General features: G+C 39.5%; 2 protein-coding genes and 1 pseudogene. All 3 read left to right on the forward strand.

The window, feature by feature from the left end:
• Positions 1-432 precede the first annotated feature (432 nt).
• Entirely contained in the window at positions 433-1,152 is a 720-nt protein-coding gene (locus tag HWQ37_RS16715) for a conjugal transfer protein TrbI (protein WP_292748794.1), read from the forward strand.
• Positions 1,153-3,073: 1,921 nt separating this feature from the next.
• Positions 3,074-3,706 (forward strand): annotated as a pseudogene (locus HWQ37_RS16720) (S-layer homology domain-containing protein); the annotation flags it as partial.
• Between the two features lie 419 nt (positions 3,707-4,125).
• A partial coding sequence (locus HWQ37_RS16725; protein ID WP_292748796.1) for an S-layer homology domain-containing protein occupies positions 4,126-4,667 on the forward strand: 542 nt, incomplete at its 3' end.

Here is a 4,667-nt window from a genome sequence, read left to right on the forward strand (position 1 = left end):
TTAATTCTCAGTCTCGCCCTTCTTTGCTTCCACAATTTTAGACCTGAATCCTTACGATAAAACAGCATTTGGGAACAAAATAATACTCGTTTCCGTTATGTAGCAGTCCTAAATCATTTGTGAAAAATTAGATCCCCGACTTCTGGAAGAAGTCGGGGATCTGGACACCGCACATTTTCACAAATCAAAGTTTCGTCTCTAATTTTAGTAACGCATATTAGCATTCTGAACGGCGATGTCTACAATGGTAATAGAGCGGGTGGTGAGCGGAGTCGAACCAATGTCCAAGTGCGGGCTATACCCACGCGATCGCAACATAATAAGTATTTATATCTTCAGAATCTGCCTATAGACAGGTTCAAAAACAGTCAGAAACAAACTCAGTGAATCCTCGTCATTACATACATGACATACACAAAGGATAACCCTCTTATGACTCGCCTAAATCAATGGAAATCTGGAACTGCTGCACTTATGGCAATGGCGGTTACTACAAGCGTCATTAGCCCCCTATTTAGCTTGGCTCCTGCTAATGCTCAATATAGAATTGGGCAAGACAGAAGTGGACAATACGGAAACGGAAACGCTACTATTCCTTCTGGAGTTACTTTTCCTGTCAGCTACGATAAAGAGACAATTACTATTGCTCCTGGGGAAAGTAAATCTCTAACTTTGAGAATAGCGAACGACATTATCGATAGGAATAGAAATGTCTTAATTCCTGCTGGTACTAAAGTAAATGGACGGCTAGAATCTGTTGACTTAGATAATTATTCAAGAAATACAGATGATAACCAAGGAAAAGGCGTAAGGTTTGTAGCTCAAGAATTAGAATTTTCTAATGGTCAGCGTCAGTCAATTAATGCAACTTCTCGGACATACACCACAACTCAAAGAGTTAAACAGGGACCTAGCACAAATCAGGTTTTAACTGACGCAGCTATTGGTGGGGGTGCTGGTCTTTTAGGTTCACTAATTACTGGGAACAACAAAATTGACGATTTAAAACCTGTTATCGGTGCAGCTGCGGGTGCGGGTGCTAGCGTGCTGTTGCGGAAAAAAGAAAGAAATGCCTTTGTCCTCAGACCTGAACAGGATTTAAAAATCACACTCAATTCTAACTTGAATTTAGTACCACAATCCCGCTACTAAATTTAACTTAATTCAAGTTGTGAATTTAATCATCCCTGATCTGCGATCGCCACTTTAACTATAGTGTGCGATCGCCTTTGTTTTTAAGCCTAAAAAATTCTATTTAACAGAAACCATTCTACCTTCATATCGTCTTAATCAGTATCAATATTTATGGAAACATTTATTTAATTGCGCTATGGCAATCCTAAATGAGTCGTGAAAATCTCAGAGGATGTTTGAAAAGTATTGGGCGAATATAATTCGCTACTACACAAAACTTAGTCCACCTCCGTGGACTAATAAAAAATAAATAGTTTTTAACCTGCGTAGGCAGGTTTTGTTTGTGTAGCCGCGACTTCTAGTCGCCAGGGCTAGTAACTTTTCAAACAACCTCTCAGATTCCTCTCTCTGCGTTCTCTGCGCCTCTGCGGTTAATTTATGTTTACAAATGATTCAGGATTGCTATATTAGCTGTCTTATATTCTGTATCTAAAAGAGTATTCAAATTTACGGAATATCCTGATACTTTTATTAAGTAGTGACGTTCAAGGGGACTTTTCTTGTGGTAACTCAAGGTTTCGGCTTAAGCACATATCTTGCAATTCCCATAGTCTTAAGTCTTTTGGCTCAGGGAGAAAGTATAAAAGCATCTTTAGTTGAAAACGTCCGTCAAGTATCCACTAACAAGGAAATTAGTTTATCCAGCCGCAAAGAGTTAATCAGCGCGAATTCAACACCGAAAACATACTATGTTAGTGGTAATGGAAACGACAAAAATAGCGGACTCTCTACTTCATCCGCCTTTAGGACAATTCAAAAGGCAGCAAATCTTACCAATCCTGGCGATACGGTATTGATTATGAACGGAGTATACACAAATGCACCCAAAGATGGGAGTGTGGTAAATATTAAACGTTCTGGAACTGCAAATGCATGGATTAGGTATAAAGCATATCCTGGGCATTTCCCAAAAATTCAGCACAATACATGGAATGGTATTTTGATTTCAAATGAAGCTTCATATATCGAGATCAATGGGCTAGAGGTTATCGGAAATAATGCCAATATAACCCTTGATTATGCGATGAGTCAGAAGACTAACAAAGTCAATCCGCTAACGAATGGAAACTGTATCAACGTTGACGGAAGAACGAATGGTCATGTTCATCACATCCGTATTCTGAACAACAAAGTGCATGACTGTGGAGGAGCAGGTATTTCAGCGATTCAATCGGACTACGTGACAGTAGATAATAACGTAGTATTTAATAATGCCTGGTATGGTATTTATGGTTCTAGTGGTATTTCAATGTTGAGTAATTGGAATTCTGACAATAACCGGGGATACAAGATGTTAGTTACTAACAACAAGAGTTACAACAATCGGATGTACATCCCTTGGATTGCAGTCGGACAAATCACAGACGGTAATGGCATTATTATAGATAGCACCAGAAATCAAGACAACTCAAAATTGGGTGCATATAAAGGGCGTACTTTAGTTAAAAATAATCTGACGTATGAGAATGGTGGGTCAGGGATTCATGCATTTTTCAGCGATCATGTTGATATTGTAAATAACACAGCTATTTTAAATAATCAGAGTCCCGAACTTAAAGGTGGGCAAATATTTGCTCATACGTCATCTGATGTCAGAATTCTCAGGAACATTCTCTATGCTTTTCCGGGGAAGGATATTAACAATAACACTAAAAACCAAAACGTTGTTTATGATTATAATATTTATCTAAATGCTTCTAAGATAAGTGTTAAAGGACCTCACGACATTGTTGCAGACTCAGAGTTTTTAAGTAAGCATCCCACTATTGAAAAAATATCTGAGGATTGGAAATCACAGCCAGATAAACAAAATCCGCCAACGCGGACTTCTATAGATGCTAAGTCGGTAAGTTTTGTTTGCGATCCAGTGAATTATCCTTTGCAAGAAGGTAAACTTATCAAAGTGGGATGCTCGCCGCTATCTTCATCTGAAACTGCTTTTTCTGATGTTTCATCTAACTATTGGGCGGCACAATTTATTCAACAATTGTCACAGCAAGGTATAATTGCTGGATTTCCTGATGGTAGCTTCCGCCCTGAAGAACCGGTGACACGCGCTCAATTTGCCGCGATGATCGATAAAGCTTTCCAAAAAGCCCAGCAACGACAAGCAATCAATTTTACTGATGTGCCTAGTAACTATTGGGCATCTAGTGCGATTCGGCAAGCTTATACCATTGATTTCTTAGCTGGTTATCCTGGTAATCGCTTTCAGCCTAACCAAGCTATTCCCCGCGAGCAGGTTTTGGTTGCTCTCGCTAACGGTTTGAAATATAGTCCTAGTGGCAATGCCGAAAACACTCTGCAATACTTCAACGATGCCTCTAACATCGCTAGCTATGCCCGTAGCCCGATCGCAGCAGCAACCGAAAAGCAAATTGTGGTTAACTATCCAAATGTGAAGTTACTGAATCCAACCGCAACCGCCACTCGCGCTCAAGTAGCAGCTTTTATCTACCAAGCACTAGTTAGTTCTAATCAAGCCTCAGCAATTAACTCGCCTTATGTTGTGTTAAAACTTAGCAATTAACTCGCCGTATACAGTGGTTGTCGGGTCTATTACTTCAACATCTGTATCAGTCACAATTAGAATCTTTTGACTTAAATAGTTTAGTTATTCAATAAGCGATCGCACTTTAACTAGAGTCTGCGATCGCTTTCGTTTTTAACCATAAAATTTTCTATTTCACTGTAACTATTATATCTCTGTATCGTCTCACTCACTATCTATATTTTTGAAAATTTGCTAATAGGGAAGAGTGTGATGACATTATTTTTATTAGCTAGTTCCCTTGGAATAGATATTTAATTATGACTGTATGACTAAAGTAATGGTTTTTACAAAAAGCAGAAAAATTAGGAACCTTACACTTTAGTAAATGTCTAACTATTTAACAGTAAAAAAAATAATTGTATCGGAGTAAAAAAAGAATGTTTAACTTAAATCGTTGGCAATCTAGAACAGCTGCACTCATGGCTTTGAGCGTCACAGTCGTTACTGTAGCCCCTTTCATGACAGCTTCACCATCTTTAGCTCAAACGACTTTTTCTGATGTTTCATCTAACTATTGGGCAGCACAATTTATTCAACAATTGTCACAGCGAGGTGTAATTGCCGGATTTCCTGATGGTAGCTTCCACCCTGAAGAAGCGGTGACACGCGCTCAATTTGCCGCGATGGTCAACAAAGCTTTCCAAAAAGCCCAACAACGGCCAGCAATCAATTTTGCTGATGTACCCAGCAACTATTGGGCATCCAGTGCGATTGTGCAAGCTTATAGCATTGGTTTCTTATCTGGTTATCCTGGTAATCGATTTGAACCTAATCAAGCTATTCCCCGCGAGCAGGTTTTGGTTGCCCTCGCTAACGGTTTGGCATATAGTCCTAGCGGCAATACCGAAAGCACTCTGCAATACTTCAACGATGCCTCTAACATCGCTAGCTATGCCCGTAGCCCGATCGCAGCAGCAAC

Source organism: Nostoc sp. NMS4 (assembly GCF_017115095.1).
Taxonomy (GTDB): domain Bacteria; phylum Cyanobacteriota; class Cyanobacteriia; order Cyanobacteriales; family Nostocaceae; genus Nostoc.

Coding starts and splice junctions, on each gene's coding strand:
- HWQ37_RS16715 (WP_292748794.1), top strand. CDS start 433: ATGACTCGCCTAAATCAATGGAAATCTGGAACTGCTGCACTTATGGCA.